The organism is Ensifer adhaerens (genome assembly GCF_002940685.1).
Lineage (GTDB): Bacteria > Pseudomonadota > Alphaproteobacteria > Rhizobiales > Rhizobiaceae > Ensifer > Ensifer adhaerens_E.
Genome location: NZ_PNFP01000002.1, coordinates 44,982 through 61,868 on the forward strand (window position 1 = coordinate 44,982; position 16,887 = coordinate 61,868).

The 16,887-nt window shown below is 63.8% G+C and carries 18 protein-coding genes; 2 read left to right on the forward strand and 16 right to left on the reverse strand.

Annotated features, from left to right (window positions below; translation table 11 throughout):
- Window positions 1–240 precede the first annotated feature (240 nt).
- The 10 genes from C1A35_RS03410 to C1A35_RS03460 all read right to left on the reverse strand — a co-directional run bounded on the left by C1A35_RS03410 (window position 241) and on the right by C1A35_RS03460 (window position 10,486).
- Window positions 241–1,341, reverse strand: coding sequence for an ABC transporter substrate-binding protein (locus C1A35_RS03410; RefSeq protein ID WP_104663417.1), 1,101 nt, complete (start codon window positions 1,339–1,341; stop codon window positions 241–243).
- Window positions 1,342–1,383: 42 nt separating this feature from the next.
- Window positions 1,384–2,139 (reverse strand): siderophore-iron reductase FhuF, encoded by a 756-nt coding sequence (fhuF, locus tag C1A35_RS03415; protein ID WP_104662964.1) that lies wholly within the window; start codon window positions 2,137–2,139, stop codon window positions 1,384–1,386.
- A gap of 315 nt (window positions 2,140–2,454) precedes the next feature.
- Complete coding sequence (locus C1A35_RS03425) at window positions 2,455–2,937, reverse strand: hypothetical protein (protein WP_104662966.1); 483 nt, start codon at window positions 2,935–2,937, stop codon at window positions 2,455–2,457.
- A 318-nt stretch (window positions 2,938–3,255) separates the two neighbouring features.
- Complete coding sequence (locus tag C1A35_RS03430; protein ID WP_234822723.1) at window positions 3,256–3,777, reverse strand: ester cyclase; 522 nt, start codon at window positions 3,775–3,777, stop codon at window positions 3,256–3,258.
- A gap of 33 nt (window positions 3,778–3,810) precedes the next feature.
- Entirely contained in the window at window positions 3,811–5,238 is a 1,428-nt protein-coding gene (locus C1A35_RS03435) for a gamma-aminobutyraldehyde dehydrogenase (protein ID WP_104662968.1), read from the reverse strand.
- A 24-nt stretch (window positions 5,239–5,262) separates the two neighbouring features.
- Window positions 5,263–6,078, reverse strand: a complete 816-nt coding sequence (locus C1A35_RS03440; RefSeq protein ID WP_104662969.1) for an ABC transporter permease — start codon at window positions 6,076–6,078, stop codon at window positions 5,263–5,265.
- The gene (locus C1A35_RS03445) at window positions 6,068–7,018 is read right to left on the reverse strand and encodes an ABC transporter permease (protein WP_104662970.1); all 951 of its coding nucleotides are present in this window, start codon (window positions 7,016–7,018) and stop codon (window positions 6,068–6,070) included. Before C1A35_RS03445 ends, C1A35_RS03440 begins: the two co-directional genes overlap by 11 nt.
- Window positions 7,015–8,013 (reverse strand): ABC transporter ATP-binding protein, encoded by a 999-nt coding sequence (locus tag C1A35_RS03450; RefSeq protein WP_104662971.1) that lies wholly within the window; start codon window positions 8,011–8,013, stop codon window positions 7,015–7,017. The genes C1A35_RS03445 and C1A35_RS03450 overlap by 4 nt, the downstream gene beginning before the upstream one ends.
- 220 nt (window positions 8,014–8,233) lie before the next feature.
- Window positions 8,234–9,394 carry an ABC transporter substrate-binding protein gene (locus tag C1A35_RS03455; RefSeq protein ID WP_104662972.1) on the reverse strand — a complete coding sequence of 387 codons (1,161 nt, stop codon included), beginning with the start codon at window positions 9,392–9,394 and terminating at the stop codon, window positions 8,234–8,236.
- A gap of 183 nt (window positions 9,395–9,577) precedes the next feature.
- Window positions 9,578–10,486, reverse strand: a complete 909-nt coding sequence (locus C1A35_RS03460) for a LysR family transcriptional regulator (RefSeq protein WP_077960351.1) — start codon at window positions 10,484–10,486, stop codon at window positions 9,578–9,580.
- A 174-nt stretch (window positions 10,487–10,660) separates the two neighbouring features.
- Here C1A35_RS03460 and C1A35_RS03465 point away from each other — a divergent pair, with 174 nt between their 5' ends.
- Window positions 10,661–11,560: an alpha/beta hydrolase gene (locus tag C1A35_RS03465; protein WP_104663418.1), complete on the forward strand. Its 900-nt coding sequence runs from the start codon at window positions 10,661–10,663 to the stop codon at window positions 11,558–11,560.
- A gap of 149 nt (window positions 11,561–11,709) precedes the next feature.
- Here C1A35_RS03465 and msrA read toward each other — a convergent pair whose 3' ends face one another.
- Window positions 11,710–12,429 carry a peptide-methionine (S)-S-oxide reductase MsrA gene (gene msrA / locus C1A35_RS03470; protein WP_104662973.1) on the reverse strand — a complete coding sequence of 240 codons (720 nt, stop codon included), beginning with the start codon at window positions 12,427–12,429 and terminating at the stop codon, window positions 11,710–11,712.
- Between the two features lie 159 nt (window positions 12,430–12,588).
- Between msrA and C1A35_RS03475 the strand changes: the two genes are divergently transcribed.
- Complete coding sequence (locus C1A35_RS03475; RefSeq protein ID WP_104662974.1) at window positions 12,589–12,990, forward strand: ACT domain-containing protein; 402 nt, start codon at window positions 12,589–12,591, stop codon at window positions 12,988–12,990.
- A gap of 12 nt (window positions 12,991–13,002) precedes the next feature.
- Here C1A35_RS03475 and C1A35_RS03480 read toward each other — a convergent pair whose 3' ends face one another.
- The 5 genes from C1A35_RS03480 to C1A35_RS03500 all read right to left on the reverse strand — a co-directional run bounded on the left by C1A35_RS03480 (window position 13,003) and on the right by C1A35_RS03500 (window position 16,859).
- A complete protein-coding gene (locus C1A35_RS03480) occupies window positions 13,003–13,422 on the reverse strand; it encodes a GFA family protein (RefSeq protein ID WP_104662975.1) in 420 nt (139 codons plus the stop codon).
- Between the two features lie 154 nt (window positions 13,423–13,576).
- Window positions 13,577–15,175 (reverse strand): MFS transporter, encoded by a 1,599-nt coding sequence (locus C1A35_RS03485; protein WP_104663419.1) that lies wholly within the window; start codon window positions 15,173–15,175, stop codon window positions 13,577–13,579.
- Window positions 15,168–15,632: an SRPBCC domain-containing protein gene (locus C1A35_RS03490; RefSeq protein WP_104662976.1), complete on the reverse strand. Its 465-nt coding sequence runs from the start codon at window positions 15,630–15,632 to the stop codon at window positions 15,168–15,170. Before C1A35_RS03490 ends, C1A35_RS03485 begins: the two co-directional genes overlap by 8 nt.
- A gap of 166 nt (window positions 15,633–15,798) precedes the next feature.
- Window positions 15,799–16,368 carry a TetR/AcrR family transcriptional regulator gene (locus C1A35_RS03495; protein WP_104662977.1) on the reverse strand — a complete coding sequence of 190 codons (570 nt, stop codon included), beginning with the start codon at window positions 16,366–16,368 and terminating at the stop codon, window positions 15,799–15,801.
- Complete coding sequence (locus C1A35_RS03500; protein WP_104662978.1) at window positions 16,365–16,859, reverse strand: HPP family protein; 495 nt, start codon at window positions 16,857–16,859, stop codon at window positions 16,365–16,367. The genes C1A35_RS03495 and C1A35_RS03500 overlap by 4 nt, the downstream gene beginning before the upstream one ends.
- Between the last annotated feature and the right edge of the window lie 28 nt (window positions 16,860–16,887).

The window sequence follows — 16,887 nt, forward strand, 5'->3', positions numbered from 1 at the left end:
AAGAGAGAAATCATGCAGCCGATCAAAGCGTTAGAGCGACGCTCGCCTTGTGGGAACGGCGCGCTACACCACCTGGCCTTTATATAGGGTGGGCATCGACTGGCAACACGCCGGGACGTCTGACGAAAGGAAGCCCCCTGACGAATTGGTGAACAGGCGTGACACCGCCGCGCATGCATGCACTCGCACGGGCGCGGGACGTCGCATCCGGCGTGACACCGCCGATCGAGCGCAAGGGCTCTACTTCGCCGGCGTCAGGTCCACCCAGTAGGTGCCCTCGAACGGCACGGCGGCGAAACGTTCGTTGATCTCGGCAAGGCTCTTCTTCGGATCGAGATCGCCAAAGAGGTCCGGCCGGATCCAGGTGGCGAAGGCTTCCGCCGCGACGATGTTGAGCGGGATCGTGTTGAAGAAGTTCCAGAGACCGTGCACGCGCTTCTCCTGCACGGCGCGGATGCTCGCAAGGGCCGGTGCCTCGATCGTGCGGGCGAGCGTCTCGCGGGCTTCGTCTTCGCTGACGCCGGGGCCGATCGAGAGCGTGCCGTATTTGCCGCCAGGCGAGGAGGTGGCGATATAGATGTCCGGATTGGCGGCCATGATCGCCTCGGCGTTGACGATGCCGCCCGGCCGCGGCAGCACGCCTTCGGCGAAGTTGCGGCCGCCGGCCACCGTCAGGAACTCGCCGAGGCCACCGGTGCCATAGGCCCAGCAACAGCGGTCGGGCTGGGGGAAGGCGTCCATCAGCACCAGCGGGCGCGGCTCCGGCTTGGCGGCGATGCGCGAGCGGATCAGCGCGAGCTTGTCCTCATAGAGCCGGGCAAAGGCTTCGGCCTGGTCCTCCCGTTCGAGGATCCGGCCGAGCAGGCGCATCATGCGCGGCGTACCCGTCAGCGCGTCGTTGTAGAAGTCGACGACCACCACGGGCACGCCGATGCTGGTCAGATACTCGATGGCGCGCCTGCCGGACTCGGTGTCGGATTGCCAGTTGTTGAGCAGCGCGAGATCGGCCTTCACCGTCAGCAGCGTCTCGAAGGAGAGGCCCGGGCCGGTTCCATCGTCGATCTGCGGCACCTCGGCGATCGCAGGAAACTTGCGCCGGAAGCTCTCGTAGATCTCGGGATTGTCGGTCTTCATGTCGCCGGACCAGCCGGCGAGCAGGCTGACGGGATCGGGATGAATGAGCGACAGCGGGACGAGATTGAAGCCGCTTCCAAGCAGGATCGCCTTCGGCTTTGCCGGTATCGTCACCTCGCGGCCCGTCGCGTCGGTGACGGTCATCGGCCAATTGCCTTCGGCGCGGGCCGCAGCGGCAAAGAGCAGGGCGGCAAGGAGAACGAGCATCGGCCGCAGGACGGCCGGGAAGCGGAAGCGGGAAGACAAAACCTATTGGTTCCTTTGGCTTGGGAGGGCGCACAGGCTGCCGCAGCTTGGGACGCCTGGCAACAGATAGCGCAGGCAGCAGATCTTGCGCCGGCAGACGCGGGCGCCGTCTTCTTCCTCATGGCGCAGGCAATCGAAGAAGGGATTGGGCGTTCCGTCCGGCAGGGACTTGCTGCCGATCAGCGCATCGGCCTGGGCATTCAGCGGCTCGATGCCGGAGGCGCGCAGCGCGTAGTCGATGTAGACGAGGGCATTGTTCCAGGCGAGCTTCGGGGCGATGCCGCCGACGGACTTGAGATAGCCGACGACCTCGCGCAGATGCCCCTGCATCAGGGGGGCAAGCGTGGCGAACACGTCGCTGTCGTCCGCTTGCTGCCAGTCGCCCGATGTGGCGACACCGAAGGTTCGCGGAAGGCCATCTTCTGCGAGCGCCACCTTCATCCGGTCGAAGGCGACGGGCAGCACCTGATGGTCAAGCACGCGCGCCACCAGATAGGGAATGGTGAGGCTCGAAAAATAGTAGAGCGACCACATGGAGGCGACAGCACGGCGATCGCTGGCGCCGGATTTCTCCGTGTAGACATCGAGCGCCCGGTCGAAGGCGCCGGACGCAAAGAAGTCCGGCAGTGCCATGCCGTCGGAAAGCTCGTCCGAGAGCACCATTTTCTCGTTGCACCAGGCATGGGTGCCGGCAAAGGCCGCCGAGAGTGCCTTGGGGCCGCCGGTCTCGACCACCGCTTCGGAGATGGCAACCGTCATCGCGCCACCCGGCAGTGGAACGGTCCCAGCGGAACTGCAGCGGTGACAGAACGCCGTTCTGCAAACATGCGACACCTTCTGAGCGTGGTCAGAAACTCATAAGGTGACCGTGTTACTCATGATTTTGGTCGACGCAAGTCATTTTATGACTTTTGCGATCATGTTTTTTGTTCGGGCGGGCGTATGCGTCCCACTCGCTTGTCAGGTCAAATCCGACGTTGGTGAAGCAGCCTTCATGCTGCTTCGCAGCGTCGAAGTCCTCATGCGTCAACGTTTCGTTAGAAAGTTTGTGTTCATCACGGTTTCAATGAACAGTTAAGCTAAGACAAAGAGGCCGGCTTTCGCGACTTCCTCTCTGATTTTTACAAGGAAAGCAGGATCTCGGGCAATGAACAGATCCGTCCGATCGTATCTGCCGATAACGCGAAGTTCATGACTTTTAAAAAACACGTCCATTGCACGTTTCTCTCGGAGACTATCGACGAAAATCTGTTCAATCTCGTCGTCGATCTCATCAAAATTGCGCGCCGGCGTAGGGCTGTTACATAGGACGCCTTGTTTCGACAATGAACGATAGAGCCGAAGAAATTTTTCTTCGCCGTGCAGGTAACTAGCCATCATCGCCTCATCGTGTGCAATCGAATAGCTCATGATCGGAATGTCGGCAGCCTCTTCCTGGCTGAGCCAATGATCAAATACAGAGACATTTATGTGATGTAAGTCTGGCGATGAAAGGGTATCAATGCCAAAGTCTAGCTCGGGAAAATATCCATCCAGCGAGTTATTACTTGGCGCCATTGTGTATTCCTTCATGCCCGCGCAAGAATACGCGATTTGTAATTATGGCGCCCACACTTTTGCTGGACAGATCTACCCACTTCCAAGCGCTGCCGCCACGTGATCCCCGCCCACCCAATACCCTAGTCTCGGCTTCGAATCGAGTTTCTCAGTCTACTTTTGCGCGGGGGATTGGACTCTGTGACTCATCATTCGGTTGTGCGAATTCTTGATATGGTTGTCTCAGGAACCACCAGGTGTTTCCTCGCGAGGCATTGGCATGAAGAGCGGAACCGCAGGCGCTCACCTGCGGTTCGAAAGGCCCATTGAACATGAACGTCACATCAGTCCGAGCTGCTTGTAGAAGCCGAGCGCGTCGTAATAGTCGTTCTGGGCGGTGATCTTGCCGTCCTTGACCGTGAAAACGGATGCGCCCGTGAACTTGAAGCTCTTGTTGGTCGCGGCCGTGCCGTCGGCCCAGGCGCCGGAATTGGTGCCGGAGAACTCCCATTCGAACGAGACCTTGTCGCCGCTAGCGATCGGGTCGCCCTTCATGGTCCAGACGGCATCGGGAACGGCGTTGAGGAAGTTGTCGATGACGCCGGTCTTGGCGGCATCCTTGCCGGTCACCGGCTTGCCGACCGACGCGTCGTAATAGGTGACGTCGTCGGCAAAGTAGGATGCGGCCTTGCCCGCATCATGGGCGTTCCACGCCGCGACATAGGCCGCGACCACATCCGGTGCCGCGTCGGCGGCAAGGGCCGCCGGCGGCAGCACCAGGGCGCTCAAGCCGAGCGCACCTGCAGCAAGGAGCAATTGACGACGGTACATGGCAAACTCCTCCCGTTTGTTCGTTTGCATGCGTTGTCCGAGTGCGGCAGAGGCGCGTAAGCCTCAGCCGTGGTTGATCATGATGTGGCGAACGGCGGTGTAGTCTTCCAGCGCGTAGACCGACATGTCCTTGCCGTAGCCCGACTGCTTGACGCCGCCATGCGGCATCTCGTTGGTCAGCATGAAGTGGGTGTTGATCCAGGTGCAGCCGTATTGGAGGCGCGAGGCCGCCTTCATCGCCCGGGAGATGTCCTTGGTCCAGACGGAGGAGGCAAGGCCATAGTCGCTGTCATTGGCCCAGGCGATCGCATCGTCCTTGCCGGTGAAGCGGGTAACGGAGACAACAGGGCCGAAGACTTCGCGGCGCACGATCTCGTCTTCCTGGGTGGCGCCGGCCACAACCGTCGGCTGGAAGAAGAAGCCGTCCGCGCTGCCGGCGGCCCCGCCGGTGGTGATCTCGATGTGCTTCTGGTCGGCGGCGCGCTCGACGAAGCTGGCGACACGGTCGCGCTGACGGCGCGAGATCAAGGGGCCGATCTCGTTTTCGGTGTCATCGGCGAGATTGTAGCGGATGGTCGAGACGGCGGAGGTGAGGTCGGCGACGAGCTTTTCGTAGATGCCGGCCTCGGCATAGATGCGGCAGGCGGCGGTGCAGTCCTGGCCGGCATTGTAATAGCCGAAGGTGCGGATGCCGTTGACGACCGCTTCGAGATCGGCGTCGTCATAGACGATGACGGGTGCCTTGCCGCCGAGTTCGAGATGGGTGCGCTTGACGGTCTTGGCGGCAGCCGCCAGCACCTTCTTGCCGGTGGCGATATCGCCGGTGATCGAGACCATCGAGATCTTCGGGTGGTTGATCAGCGCGTTGCCGACGGTTTCGCCGCGGCCGGAAACGACGTTGACCACGCCTTCCGGCAGGATATCGGCAAGCACGCGGGCAAGCTTCAGCGCCGTCAGCGGCGTCTGTTCGGACGGTTTGAAGACGACGGTGTTGCCGCCGGCGATCGCCGGCGCCAGCTTCCAGGCCATCATCATCAGCGGATAGTTCCACGGCGCGATCGAACCGACGATGCCGATCGGGTCGCGGCGGATCATCGAGGTGTGGCCCGGCAGATATTCGCCCGCGGTCGGGGCGTGCAGGTTGCGCACGGCGCCGGCAAAGAAGCGCCAGCAGTCGACGATCGCCGGCAGCTCGTCGTTCTTCACCGCGTTGATCGGCTTGCCGCAGTTGAGTGCTTCGAGTGCTGCAAAGCCGTCGGCATCCTTCTCGATCGCATCGGCGATCTTCAGGAGATAGTTGGAGCGCTCGGCGGGCGTGGTCTGCGACCAGCTGGTGAAGGCCTTTTCAGCCGCGTCGACGGCCGCCTCGACCTGGGCATGCGAGGCCTCCGGCAGGTCGACGATCTTGCCGCCCGTCCGCGGGTTCAGGATGTGTTCGTCGGCCTCGGTGCCGGCCTCGAAGCGCGATCCGATCAGCAGTTGGGTGTCCATGTCTGTTCTCCCTTGAAAGTCGAGTTATTTGCCGGCGCCGGCGATCTGGTCGCCGTCGCGGGTGAGGTAGTAGGCGCCGAGGATCGGCAGGAAGGTGACGAGCACCACGACCATGGCGACCACATTGGTCACCGGCCGCTGGCGCGGGCGGATCAGCTCTTCGAGCATCCAGATCGGCAGCGTCGACTGCTGACCGGCGGTAAAGGTGGTGACGATCACCTCGTCGAAGGACAGCGCGAAGGCGAGCATGCCGCCGGCGAGCAGCGCCGTGCCGATGTTCGGCAGGATGATGTAGCGGAAGGTCTGAAAGCCGTCGGCGCCGAGGTCCATCGAGGCCTCGATCAGCGAGCCGGAAATCCGCCGGAAGCGGGCGACCGCATTGTTGTAGACGACGACGATGCAGAAGGTCGCGTGGCCGAGCACGATGGTCCAGAACGAGAAGGGGATATCGGCCATCGAGAAGGCGGAGCGCAGCGCAATTCCGGTGATGATGCCGGGAAGTGCGATCGGCAGGATGACGAGCAGCGAGATCGTCTCACGGCCGAAGAAGCGCGTCTGGCTGACGGCGGCCGCACAAAGCGTGCCGAGCACCAGCGCCACGGCGGTCGCGATCGAGGCGACCTTGACCGACAGCGTCAGCGCCGCCCAGACGTCGGGCCGGTTCCAGGCAACGGCAAACCACTGTGTCGTCAGCCCCGGCGGCGGGAACTGGTAGCTCTTTTCCTCGGTCGTGAACGCATAGAGGAAGATCAGGAGGATCGGCAGGTGCAGGAAGGCGAGGCCGACGCCGGCCGCAATCTTCAGGCCCATCGGCGAGCGGTTGAGGCGATCAGAGCGCATCGAAGGCCCCCATGCGTTTGGCGACAAAGAGGTAGGCGCCCATGATGACGATCGGCACCACGGTGAAGGCGGCGGCGAGCGGGATGTTGCCGGCGGTTCCCTGCTGGGCATAGACCGCCTGGCCGATGAAGAGGCGCGACGAGCCGACGATCTGCGGGATGATGTAGTCGCCGAGTGTCAGCGAGAAGGTGAAGATCGATCCGGCGACGATGCCGGGGAGCGCCAGCGGAAAGAGCACGAAGCGGAAGGTCTGGGCCGGCGTGCCGCCGAGATCCGAGGACGCCTCGATCAGGTTTCCGGGAACCCGTTCGAGCGCTGCCTGGATCGGCAGGATCATGAAGGGCAGCCAGACATAGACGAAGACGATGAATGTGCCGGTGTAGCTGACCGAGAGCGAGTTGCCGCCGACCACGGGCAGTGCCAGCCAGGCGTCGAGCAGCCACATGAGATGCAGCTTTTCGAAGAACCAGGTGAGGATGCCTTCCTTGGCAAGGATCAGCTTCCAGGCGTAGATCTTGACCAGATAGCTCGACCAGAGAGGCAGCATGACGCCGAGGTAGAAGAGCACCTTCCATTTGCCCTGCGCGTAACGCGCCGCGTAGTAGGCGATCGGGAAGGCGATGACGGCGGAGGCGAGCGTGACGGTCGCGGCCATCAGCACCGTGCGCAGGATGATGTCGAGATTGGTTTCGCTGAGGAGTTGGCGATAGGTTGCCAGCGTGAACTCGTAGTTGATCAGGCCCGAGAAGTCGTCGATCGAGAAGAAGCTCTGCAGCAGAAGCGCAAAGAGCGAGCCGAGATAGACGATGCCGAGCCAGAGCAGCGGCGGCGCGAGCATGATCGTCAAGAGCAGATACGGGTGCTTCCAGAAGAAGTCCGACAGGCGGCCGGCAGGGCCGCGGCGCTCCGGCAGAGCGATGGGTTCGGCAAAGGCGGTCATGCGTCCTCCATCGGGTGCAGCTCGTTGGCGTCAAAGCTGATGATGACGGGGCTGCCGAGTTCAGGCACGGCGAGCGCTGCGGGGCTGGCAACGGCGACGCGGGCGCCATCGACATCGACGACGACACGGTTGACGGCGCCGAGGAAACTGTGGGCGGCGACGGTGCCGGAGAGGCTGAGTGCGCCATTTGCCGGCGCTGCGATGGCGATCGCCTCGGGACGCAGGCTGGCCGACGGCGCCTTCAAGCCGAGGCGCTGGCAAAGCTTGGCGGGAAGGACGTTGGACGAGCCGACGAAATCGGCAACAAAGCGCGTCTTCGGCTGCTTGTAGACGTCCTCCGGGCGGCCGAGCTGCTGGATGCGACCGTCGTTGAAGACGGCGATGCGATCGGCCATCGACAGCGCCTCGCCCTGGTCATGGGTGACGAAGACGAAGGTGATGCCGAGCGATTTCTGCAGGCTCTTCAATTCCTCCTGCATCTGCTCGCGCAGCTTCAGGTCGAGCGCGCCGAGCGGTTCGTCGAGGAGCAGCACCTTGGGCTTGTTGACGAGCGCGCGGGCAAGCGCCACGCGCTGGCGCTGGCCGCCCGAGAGCTGGCCCGGGCGGCGGGTGCCGTAGCCCGGCAGCTTGACCATGGCGAGCGCGTCTTCGGCGGCCTTGCGGCGTTCTTCGCGGCCGACACCCTTGACCATCAGCCCGTAGGCGACGTTGTCGAGGATCGAGAGATGCGGGAAGAGGGCGTAGTCCTGGAAGACCGTGTTGACGCTGCGGCGATAGGGAGGCACGCCCTCGGCGGTTTCACCGAAGATCTCGATATGGCCGCCGGTCGGCTGCTCGAAGCCGGCCATCAGGCGCAGGCAGGTGGTCTTGCCCGAGCCCGAGGGGCCGAGCATGGCGAAGAACTCGCCCTCGGCAATCTCGAGGTTCACGCCGTCGACGGCGCGCACGGCGCCGAAGTGGCGGGAAACATTGTCGAAGAGAACGGCGGTGGTCATTCAAGTTACTCCGGGAAGTTTAGCCCCTCATCCCCGCGGTGAGGGAAGGCCCCTCATCCGCCCTGCCGGGCACCTTCTCCCCGCTTGCGGGGCGAAGGGGACGTGCGGCGGGCGTCTTGCCTCAAGGTCACGCCCTGCGGGTTTGCCGGGGGCGTTCCCTCTCCCCGCGTGGGGAGAGGGCCCAAGGTGAGGGGCGATGCTTGCAATATGTCGCGACGGCTTACCGGCCGCCGATCACGCCGATATAGTCGGAGACCCAGCGGTGATAGGGCACGCATTCGCCCTGGCTTTCGCACTTGCTGACAGGCGTCTTCCAGAACTTGACCTTGTCGAAGTCCTCGTAGCCGTTGGTCTTGCAGCCGGCGTCGGTCAGGAGTTCGTTGCCCTTGCAGGCAGCCCCGACGGACGGGTTGGCGCCGAACCAGGCGGAAACGTCACCCTGGACCTTCGGCGACAGCGAGTGCTCCATCCACATATAGGCGCAGTTCGGATGCTGGCTGTCGGCGTGCAGCATGGTGGTATCCGCCCATCCGGTTACGCCTTCTTCCGGAATGGTCGAGGCGATCGGCAGCTTTTCGGCTTCCATCAGGTTGACCTGGAACGGCCAGGAGCCGGAGGCCACGACGCCTTCGTTCTTGAAGTCGTCGATCTGGATCATCGCGTCGTGCCAGTAGCGGCCGACGAGCTTGCGCTGGCCGCGCAGCAGTTCAAGGGCTGCCTTGTACTGGTCTTCGTTGAGCTCGTAGGGATCCTTGATGCCGAGTTCCGGCTTGTGCTTCATCAGGTAGTTGGCGGCATCGGCCACATGGATCGGGCCGTCATAGGCCTGGACGCGGCCCTTGTTGGACTTGCCGTCGGGCAGGTTCATTTCCTCGAAGACGACATTCCAGCTCTTCGGCGCTTCGCCCTTGAAGGCTTCGGTGTTGTACATCAGCACGTTCGGGCCCCAGACGTAGGGCGTGCCGTAGTGCACGCCGTTGACCGTGTACCAGGGAGCGTTCTGCATGCGCTCGTCGATCGTCTTCCAGCTCGGGATGAGGTCGGTGTTAACAGGCTGGACGCGCTTGCCGGCAACGAGGCGCAGCGAGGCGTCGCCCGAGGCAGTAACGAGGTCGAAGCCGCCTTCGTTCATCAGCGCCACCATTTCGTCGGAGGTGGCGGCGGTCTTCACCGAGACCTTGCAGCCCGTCTGCTTTTCGAAATCCGTGACCCAGTCGTAGGCCTTGTCGGTCTCGCCGCGCTCGATGTAGCCGGCCCAGGCGACGATGGAGAGTTCGCCTTCGCCCTTGCCGAGCTCCTTCAGCGGCTCCTGCGCGAAGGCCGGTGCGACAAGGCCGAGCGTCAGGGTCAATGCCGTGCAGGATTTGAGCATCTGCTTCATCTGAATTCTCCCAGTTTTGAGCCGCGTTTTGCGGCTTCGTTCCCAGGATGAAGCGTGCCTTCATTTCACCGTATTCGCAAATTCATTAAACAGAATGTCGCTTTCGGATTTTCCGATATCGCTCACCCGCCGGCACGCCAAGGGTGTGGCTCTTTCCAGAAGAAGAGCAATAAAACCGATGAGTTAGCGCGGTCTGGCGCTTCGAAGCGCCTCGGCGATGCCGACGAAATCGCGCGCCGATTGCGGCAGGCCGGAGCCCTTGCGCCAGACCATGCCGACCTGCACGACGGGAAGGGCGCCCGAGACGTCGCGGCTTTCGATGCGGTCGCCTTCCAGCGACCAGGGGCGGTAGACAAGATCGGGCAGGAGCGCGATACCGGCGCCGGTCGCGACCAGGCTGCGCACCGCCTCCACCGAGCGGGTGCGGAAGGCCACATGCGGGCGAGCGCCGAGTGCGGACAGGAGCTTGCCGGTGTTCTCCTCGATTTCGTCCACCGTCAGCATGATCAGCGGCTCCTTGGCGATATCGCTGACGGAGATGATGTCGGCGCTGACCAGGGGATGGCCGATCGGCAGCCACAGGCGATAGGGCGAGGTCTCCAGAATTTCCGCCTGCAGCGCCATGCGGTCACGCAGGTTGGAGATGACCATGACGGCGACGTCGAGTTCGCCGCCGATCAGCAGGTGTTCGAGATAGGAGCCGTTGTCCTCGATGGCGCTGACCTCGACGCCCGGGCAGGCGCGACGGTAGCGGGCGAGCAGATCGGAGAGCACGTAGCCGGCGACGAGCGAGGTCACGCCGAGATTGAGCTTGCCGCCGGTCTCCTCGCGGCTGTCGGAAAAGCTGCGGCGGGCGTCGGAGACATTGGCTAGGATTTTCGTTGCATGGCGCAGGAACTGGTGGCCGTTGTGGGTGATCGACAGCCCGCGCGGATGCCGGTCGAAGAGTTCGACGCCGAGATCGCCTTCCAGCTCCTTGATCGCCTCGGTGATCGAGGATTGCGAGATCGACAGGTTCTGCGCCGCACGGGTGATCGACCCCTGTTCGGCGACGGCGACGAAATACTGCAACTGTCTGAACGTGAAGGCCATGGCACGAGTTAATAGGTGCGGAGCAGGGCTGGCAAGGGTGGAAGCGCATGCCGTCGCCACGGATTTTTTCCGGTGATGTCGGTTTTCGGACAGGGAGCCGGAACGCCGGTGCTAAGCTGCAAGCGACTTCGGGATTGCAGGGAGGACGACGTGGATCAGGTGACCAGGCGGCCGATGCCGACGGAGGAGGGGATCCTCGCCTTCCACCGCCGCTGCGAGGACTTCTATCCCGCCGATGCGGTCGATGCCTCGATCGAGCAGCAGCGCCAATGGTACGACGCGCTCTGCGCCGAATTCGATGGGCCGAGCCCGGTCGGTCTCACCCGCGAGGACACGCTCGTCGATGCTCGCATTCCGATCCGGCGTTATCGGCCGGTGACGATCTCGACCGACACGCGCATCTACTACATCCATGGCGGCGGCTTCGTCGTCGGCTCGCTCGACAGCCACGACGCCATCTGCGCCGAGCTTGCGGATTTTGCCGGGGCCGAGCTGGTTTCGGTCGATTATCGGCTGGCGCCGGAGCACGTCTGGCCGACGGCTTTTGACGACAGTTACGCCGTGTTGCAGCACCTTCTGTCGGACGGCCGTCCGGTCGTCGTTGCCGGCGACAGCGCCGGTGGCAATCTGACGGCGGGCGTCGTGCTCAAGGCTCGGGCGGAAGGTCTCAAGGGCATTGTCGGCCAGGTGCTGATCTATCCAGGGCTCGGCGGCGATCTGGTCTCGGGCTCCTATGAGGAAATGGCCGAAGCGCCGGGGCTGACGACGGCCGATGTCGGTTACTATCGCGACATCCTGAAGGCGCCGATGGGCAATCCCTTCGCCGCACCACTCGCGGAAACGGATCTCTCGGGCCTGCCGCCGAGCTATATCAGCGGCGCCTTCTTCGACCCCTTGCGCGACGACGCCCGCCTCTATGCGGCCCGGCTTGCAGCCGCCGGCGTCAACGTCACTTTTCGTGAAGAGCCGCAGATGATCCACGCCTGGCTTCGGGCGCGGCATATGAGCGACGGCGCGCGCGAAGGGTTTCGGCGGCTGGCGGAGGGGGTTGCCGTTCTCGTCGGGACACGCTGAGGCGCTGCCTGGCACGCCGCAAATCCGAGGCAGGCAGACGGTGCGCTAAAGCGCGTCGCGCTCTTTCAGATTCGCTCCGTGCGCTTTAGGTTATTGATTTGGCGCATGTCGTTATCGCAAAACCGCTGCGCACTTTTGCGCGACATGCGCTAGCTCTTCGCCTTGAAGACTAGCACCGGGTTTGCGCGGAAGCTCTTCGGGAACAGGGCTCTCAGATTCTCGATCTTCGGCAGGTCGTTATAGACGATATAGGGATGTGTCGGGTTCCGCGTCAGGAAGTCCTGGTGGTAGTCTTCGGCGGCGTAGAAGCCCTTGAAGGGCGAGACCTGCGTGACGATCGCCGCAGGGAAGGCGCCCGATTTGCCGAGTTGGGCGATGTAGGCTGAGGCGATCTTCTTCTGCTCGTTCGTGACGGCAAAGAGCGCCGAACGATACTGGGTGCCGTGGTCCGGGCCCTGATAGTTGAGCTGCGTCGGGTTGTGGGCGACGGAGAAGAACACCTGCAAGAGCTGTCCATAGGTCACTTCGCGCGGATCGAAGGTCACTTCGACGGATTCCGCGTGCCCGGTCTTACCGCCGCTCACCGTCTCATAGTCGGCCGTGGCAGCCGTGCCGCCGGCATAACCGGAGACGGCCTTCTTCACGCCCTTGAGGTGCTGGAAGACGCCCTGCACGCCCCAGAAACAGCCGCCGGCGAAGACAGCGACTTCCGTCGATGCGGATGACTTTTCGTCAAGCGACGGCGGCGGGATGACGACGGCCGGTTCCTGGGCAGCGGCGATGGGCGAAAACGCCAGCAACGCGGCGAAGGCAGCAGCCAATCTTGTGAGGGACCTGTCAAAGGCTTGTGCCGACTTGCTGCGCGCCATCGCGTCCTCCCGTCGCCCGGCTCCAGCGCCGGGCGTTCGATGACCTCATGTTTTCATGGGATTGGCAACGGTCAAATCGCGATCGCGTGCTTCACGCCAACGTGACGATCCGCTACCAGTGGACGAATGTGAGGCGCGCCGAGAACAGGGGACGATGTCATGGCCGGAGAAACGGATCTCGCGAAGCTGCTTTCGACGATGAACCCGGTTCTTTATCCGCAGACCTATGTCTATTGCACCGTCGCCTATCGGGATCAGGCGCGCTACCAGATGCTGGAGGCGCTTGCCACCTATCGCGAGGATGAGGGGTTGACCCTGGTGCTTGCCCGCGACGCCGCCGACGAGGCCGGGCTCACCTATGGTCCGCTGCTTCGCAGGATCACGCTCAACGTGCATTCGGCGCTCGAAGCAGTCGGGTTGACGGCGGCCGTCTCCGTGGCGCTGACGCGCGAGGGCATCAGCGCCAATGTGATCGCTGCCTATTACCACGACCACATCTTCGTGCCGGAAGCGGACGCCGAGCGAGCACTGGCCGCCCTTCGTGCGCTGACCGTCGCCTGACTGGCCGCGCGCTCACATGAAGCGCGTGTCGGCAGGCGGGTTGAAATGGTCGTCGTCGCGGCCGTTCTCGTAGATGATGGGTGCTTCGGCGAGTTCCGCGTCGCTGACGCCATCGAGGCAGGCGACGTTGACCGCGTAGAAGTGGCCGATGAAATCCTTGTGGTAGCCGCGCGAGAAGGGCCGGACGCCGCAGCGGCTGCAGAAGTAATGGTCGACGTCGCCGACGATCCAGCTCGAATTGTCGGCCCGGTAGCTCGTCAGCCTGTCTTGGCCCGCAGTGATCTCGAATTCTTCGCGCAGCGCAAAGGCCTTCTGCATGCGCGTCTTGGCGCAGAAGGAACAGTTGCAACGGCGGACGCCTTCGGCAAGATCGAGCTGGCATTCGAAGGTGACGGCGCCGCAATGGCAGCTGCCGCGATAGAGTGTCTTCATCGGTTCCTCCCTGATGTTTGGCAGGCTTCACCGTTCGCCGGCCTAAGGGCCGGCGCCGATGACTTGTGCCGCTGACGGCTTTCGTTCCGGCGCCTGGCGCCGCTTGCTCATCTCACGTGACGCGGTTCGGATGGGAATCGCAACGCGCGCTGCCCTAACCGACCGTTCCGGTCGTTGCCGGGCGATCGGCAATGACCGGATCCGTGCCCTCGCCGTCATCCTTCGCCTTGCGCAGAAGCAGGAAGGCGATGAGGGCCGTCACCAGCGACAGCAGCACGCAGATCGACGCCGTGAAGGTGAAGGACTGGGTGAAGACATCGCGGGCGGCGGTCAGCAGCCGCTCGGCTTCTGCCGGCGGCAGGTCGGCAGCAACGGCCACCGCACCGCCCAGCGTCTGGCGCGCCGCTGCAACCGTTTCCTCCGGCAGGCCGGTCACCACCAACTGGTCCATGCGGCCGCGATAGGCCGAGGTCAAAAGGCTGCCGAGCACGGCGATGCCGAGCGCGCCGCCGAATTCGAAGCTGGTTTCCGAGATTGCGGAGGCGGCACCGGCGCGCTCCGGCGGGGCCGACCCGACGATCATGTCGGTCGTCAGCGTGCCGACCGGGGCAAAGCCGAGGCAGAGGACGACGAGGCCCGTTGTCACGAGCAGCGGGCTGCTTGCGGTGCCGACCTGGGTGCAGATGGCAAAGCCGATCGCCGTCAGCACGAAGCCGGCCGCAATCAGGTTGGAAGCGGAAAACCGAGTGGCGAGCATCGGCACCGTCATCGAGGCGACGACCATGGCGACACCCGTCGGCACCGACCACAGCCCGGCAACGAAGGGCGAAAGCCCAAGCACCAGCTGCAGGTATTGCGCCACGAACAGGAAGGCGCCGAAGCCGACGAAGAGGCCGAGAATGTTGACGCCGAGCGCCGCGCTGAAGGTGGGCGTCCTGAACAGCGACAGGTCGATCAACGGATCGGCGAGACGCAGCTGGCGCCGCGCAAACAGGATCGCGACTACGATGCCGAGCAGGATGAAGAAGACCGCGGTCGTATCGAATCCCGCCTCGGCGATGTGCTTCATGCCGTAGATCACCGACAGCACGGCGACGAGCGACTGAGCGGCGCTGACGAGATCGATCCGCCCGGCTTCGGGATCGCGGAATTCCGGCAGCAAGATCGGGCCGAGGATGAGGATCAGCACCATGACCGGAACGGCGAGCAGGAAGACCGAGCCCCACCAGAACTGTGACAGCATGAGGCCGCCGACCACGGGGCCGATGGCGCCGCCGGCCGAGAAGCTGGCGATCCACACCCCGATCGCAAAGGTGCGCTGCCGGTCGTCGAGGAACATGTTGCGGATGAGCGAGAGGGTGGAGGGCGCAAGTGTCGCCGCCGCGACGCCGAGCACGGCGCGGGCTATGATCAGCGTTTCGGCATTCCAGGCGAAGGCGGCGAAGATCGAGGCGAGGCCGAAGGCGATCGAGCCGATCATCAGCAGGCGCCGACGGCCGATGCGGTCGCCGAGCGTGCCCATGGTAATCAGCGAGCCCGCGACCATGAAGCCGTAGACATCGATGATCCAGAGGAGTTGCGAGGCGGAGGGCTTGAGCTGTTCGGCCAACTGCGGAACCGCAAGGTTCAGCACGGTCAGGTCCATGGAATAGAGCATGCAGGGCAGCGCCAGCACGGCGAGCCCGATCCACTCGCGCCGGGTCGCCTTCGGACCGGGCGCGGTTTCGGCTTGCGGGTTTGCGATCTCAGACATGGTCGACATAATCCCTGAGCCGCTCGAGGCACTCGCCCCAGCCTTCCTGGTGCGAGTCGCGCTCTTCGACGGTCTCGAATGGTGTTTGCTGGAAGGTGAGCCGCGTCTTGCCGCCGATATCGGCAAGGGAAACGGTGATCAGCGTATCGGCGCCGGGCGCGCCGTCTTCGTCCCAGGCGAAGCTGAAGACCAGCTTCTCCGGGGCGCGCACCTCGCGATAAAGGCCGCTCATCCAATAGTCCCGGCCTTCGGGCGAACGGATGCAGGCGCGCCATGCGCCGCCCGGACGAAAGTCCATGCTGACCGAGTGCGGCGTGAAATCCCGCGGACCCCACCAGCGCAGCAGATGCTCCGGTGTCGACCAGACCTTGAAGACAAGGCTCACCGGTGCGTCGAAGTCGCGGACGATTTCCAGGCTGATTTCCTTGCGTGCTGCGTTTGCGGTCGCCGCTTGCATCAATGCCTCCTCCTCCGGGCGCCCCAATGCGCCCAGTCTTTAACCTTAGAGTTATTTAACTTATCGGTTAATATCTGCGCGTGACGGATCTTGTCAAGGCGCGCGGGCGCCTAGACCTGATTTTTGTCATTTCTGGAAAAGGTGGCAGAGGAGGCGTGCAGCCTGCCTAGCTGGCCGGGGCCATCAGGCAGCGCGCCTTGAGACGGGAAAGCACCCGGCCGAAGGCGCCAGGGTCGTCGAGGCTGCGGGCAAGGATCAGCGCGCCCTGGATGCCGCCGACGATTTCCTCGGCAAGGGCGCTGCATTCGGCCGTCGGAGCGCCTGCGCGTTCGAGCGCCGCGGCGAGCTCCGTGCGCCAATCGGTGAAGTAGCCGTTTAGGTCGCGGGCGAAGCGGTCATGGCCGCCGCTCGTGGCGATCACCCCCATCAGGCAGAGGCGTCTGCCCTGCCGGAAGTAGCTGTCGACGCCGGCAAACATCGCCTCGATCGCCTCTGCCGGGTCTTCGCCTTCGCGTAGCGCGTCGAAGATATGCGTGCGGAACCAGGCGGCGATGTCGGAGAGCACGGCCTCGGCCATCTCCTCCTTTCCGCCGGGGAAGAAGTGGTAGAGGCTGCCTTTTCCAAGCCCTGTCTTTTCGGTGATCAGGCTGAGGCTGGCGCCGTCATAGCCATGTTCGCGGAAGATTTCCGCCAACATGGCGATGACGTCCTTTCGCTCGGTGACGACGCGGCTCATGCGGGCTTCCTTACAAGCGGATACTCGACCCTGGCAAAACGGTGGAAGAGGGCGCCGACGGCAACCAGGATCAGCGAACCGGTCAGCACCGGGAAGAGCAGGAACTCGAAGCCGGGATCGGCCGCAAAGACGACGAGCGGGTTGGCGCCCGCCGGCGGATGGGTGATGCGCAGCGCCGCCATCAGCGCGATCGCGGCGCCAACCGCGATGGCGACCGCCCACCACTCGTTGGGAAAGGCTGCCCTCAAGACCAGGCCGACGAGGGTGGCGACGACATGGCCGCCAACGACATTGGCCGGCTGCGACAGCGGGCTTGATGCGACGGAGAAGATCAGCACGCAGCTGGCGCCAAAGGGCGCCATCAGCATGGGATGGCCGACGAGGTTGGTCAGCGCACCGACGGCGGCGATGGCGACGAGACCGCCAATACCGGCGATCAGACCGCGGTTGATATGGACGGGAGGCTGGTGACGCGAGAAGAAATGGCGCATTTGTGTACCGATCGGTAAAGTGTTTACC

Excerpts from the sequence above, each read along its gene's own strand:
- C1A35_RS03410 (WP_104663417.1), bottom strand. The coding sequence starts at position 1,341 with ATGCTCGTTCTCCTTGCCGCCCTGCTCTTTGCCGCTGCGGCCCGCGCC.
- fhuF (WP_104662964.1), bottom strand. The coding sequence starts at position 2,139 with ATGACGGTTGCCATCTCCGAAGCGGTGGTCGAGACCGGCGGCCCCAAG.
- C1A35_RS03425 (WP_104662966.1), bottom strand. The coding sequence starts at position 2,937 with ATGGCGCCAAGTAATAACTCGCTGGATGGATATTTTCCCGAGCTAGAC.
- C1A35_RS03430 (WP_234822723.1), bottom strand. The coding sequence starts at position 3,777 with ATGCAAACGAACAAACGGGAGGAGTTTGCCATGTACCGTCGTCAATTG.
- C1A35_RS03435 (WP_104662968.1), bottom strand. The coding sequence starts at position 5,238 with ATGGACACCCAACTGCTGATCGGATCGCGCTTCGAGGCCGGCACCGAG.
- C1A35_RS03440 (WP_104662969.1), bottom strand. The coding sequence starts at position 6,078 with ATGCGCTCTGATCGCCTCAACCGCTCGCCGATGGGCCTGAAGATTGCG.
- C1A35_RS03445 (WP_104662970.1), bottom strand. The coding sequence starts at position 7,018 with ATGACCGCCTTTGCCGAACCCATCGCTCTGCCGGAGCGCCGCGGCCCT.
- C1A35_RS03450 (WP_104662971.1), bottom strand. The coding sequence starts at position 8,013 with ATGACCACCGCCGTTCTCTTCGACAATGTTTCCCGCCACTTCGGCGCC.
- C1A35_RS03455 (WP_104662972.1), bottom strand. The coding sequence starts at position 9,394 with ATGAAGCAGATGCTCAAATCCTGCACGGCATTGACCCTGACGCTCGGC.
- C1A35_RS03460 (WP_077960351.1), bottom strand. The coding sequence starts at position 10,486 with ATGGCCTTCACGTTCAGACAGTTGCAGTATTTCGTCGCCGTCGCCGAA.
- C1A35_RS03465 (WP_104663418.1), top strand. The coding sequence starts at position 10,661 with ATGCCGACGGAGGAGGGGATCCTCGCCTTCCACCGCCGCTGCGAGGAC.
- msrA (WP_104662973.1), bottom strand. The coding sequence starts at position 12,429 with ATGGCGCGCAGCAAGTCGGCACAAGCCTTTGACAGGTCCCTCACAAGA.
- C1A35_RS03475 (WP_104662974.1), top strand. The coding sequence starts at position 12,589 with ATGGCCGGAGAAACGGATCTCGCGAAGCTGCTTTCGACGATGAACCCG.
- C1A35_RS03480 (WP_104662975.1), bottom strand. The coding sequence starts at position 13,422 with ATGAAGACACTCTATCGCGGCAGCTGCCATTGCGGCGCCGTCACCTTC.
- C1A35_RS03485 (WP_104663419.1), bottom strand. The coding sequence starts at position 15,175 with ATGTCTGAGATCGCAAACCCGCAAGCCGAAACCGCGCCCGGTCCGAAG.
- C1A35_RS03490 (WP_104662976.1), bottom strand. The coding sequence starts at position 15,632 with ATGCAAGCGGCGACCGCAAACGCAGCACGCAAGGAAATCAGCCTGGAA.
- C1A35_RS03495 (WP_104662977.1), bottom strand. The coding sequence starts at position 16,368 with ATGAGCCGCGTCGTCACCGAGCGAAAGGACGTCATCGCCATGTTGGCG.
- C1A35_RS03500 (WP_104662978.1), bottom strand. The coding sequence starts at position 16,859 with ATGCGCCATTTCTTCTCGCGTCACCAGCCTCCCGTCCATATCAACCGC.